Annotated in this window: 2 protein-coding genes; both read right to left on the reverse strand. The window is 49.4% G+C overall.

Annotation, left to right across the window (positions count from 1 at the left end):
* Positions 1–76 precede the first annotated feature (76 nt).
* Positions 77–979, reverse strand: a complete 903-nt coding sequence (locus tag G5B47_RS25205; protein ID WP_328804656.1) for an IS3 family transposase — start codon at positions 977–979, stop codon at positions 77–79.
* A 29-nt stretch (positions 980–1,008) separates the two neighbouring features.
* Positions 1,009–1,329: a helix-turn-helix domain-containing protein gene (locus tag G5B47_RS25210; protein WP_165104217.1), complete on the reverse strand. Its 321-nt coding sequence runs from the start codon at positions 1,327–1,329 to the stop codon at positions 1,009–1,011.
* Positions 1,330–1,404 lie beyond the last annotated feature (75 nt).

A 1,404-nucleotide genomic window follows, 5' to 3' on the forward strand; every position in this document is an offset into this window, starting at 1 on the left:
CGGCTAGGCCCCCTAAATCCGGAGTCATGCCCTACAATTAACAAGCGTTCGTAAAATAACTCTTTATTTCGAGGGTTTACATGGCTTTATGAAATTTCGAGGAGTCCTCCAGTGTTTTGACCCATTCGGAAAACTTCGTTGGAGGCAATAACTTCAAGCTGCCATGCATCTTACGGTTGTTGTAGAAGTCCATGTATTGATCGAGGGCCTCGTAGGCTTCGTCGAAAGTCATGAACTCTCTATTTCTGAATAGATCGCGTTCCAGCAAGCTATGGAATGACTCAATGTATGCATTCATATTCGGTGTCCGCGGCGGGATGCGTTCGTGAATCATGTCCAGGCTTTCACAGGTATCTCCAAATAACTTACTGACGAATTGCGGCCCGTTGTCTGTTCGAATCACGGGCAGGGCTTCTCTGGATTGGAGACGACTCTGTAACGCCCGCCATAGCGTTTGAACCGCATGTTTGGCTTCACATACGGGTCCTCTGTACTGCTGGACCACGACACGGTCAAACACATCAATGATGCTAAGTACAAAAAAGAAACGCTCCTGGCCGATGATATAGCCGTACTTAATGTCCATTTGCCACAACTGGTTGGACCCGGTGACGACCCGGTTCTTGGGGAGCCGGCGTGGATGTGAGGGGAGGCACTTATGGGGTTGTTTCAGAATCCCTAGCTCCTTACACAAGCGATACGCTTTTTTCTTGTTGAGCTTCACGCTGTACCGGTTACGAATACATTGCGCCAGAAGCTTGTAGCCATAGACATGCTCTTCGCCTTCGAGGAGCTCAAGCAGCCACTCCTTGATTTGTTCGTCACTGACTCTCTTTCCCGTATCCGTGAAGGAGTAGCCTGGTACCGGACGGCCCATTTGGCCTTCTGGTGGGCGTTTTGTTGCCGGACGGGCAGCCCGTTTTTTACGGTCGTAGTACGTCGATTCGGATAATCCAAGGATGCGCAGAACCCATGCCACCGGTTCCCCCCGCTTAATAAATAGGTCTGCTACTTCGAATTTTTCGGATAAGCGGGGTTTTTCTTTTTTAGCAGTTCTCGCAGAATCTCAAGCTCAAGCTCTTTTTCTCCGAGCACCTTCATGGCCTTTTCGTAGCGTTGCTCCACATCCTGAAGTCGCTGAAGTTCTTGCAGATGCTCGTCTGCAACCGGAATTTCTTCTGGTGGAATGGAGTCACGATGATCCCTAATCCACCCGCGTATGGTTTCTGGATGAATGTCATATATGCGGGATAACACCCCCACCTTAACTCCAGCCAGCGCTTCCTTAACAATTTTAAGCCGTGCTTCCTCTTTCAACCTCTTTCCCATCCTCGTCATCTCCCCCTTATCTCCAGTTTAAATTATTGGGTGGGAGGACTCCAGTTTAATTAGGGGGCCTAGGAG

Origin of the sequence: Paenibacillus apii (assembly GCF_011043685.1) — a bacterium.
GTDB classification, from domain to species: domain Bacteria; phylum Bacillota; class Bacilli; order Paenibacillales; family Paenibacillaceae; genus Paenibacillus_AQ; species Paenibacillus_AQ sabinae.

Bases quoted from the DNA above. Each gene is read 5' to 3' on its own strand.
- G5B47_RS25210 (WP_165104217.1), bottom strand. From the start codon at position 1,329: ATGGGAAAGAGGTTGAAAGAGGAAGCACGGCTTAAAATTGTTAAGGAA.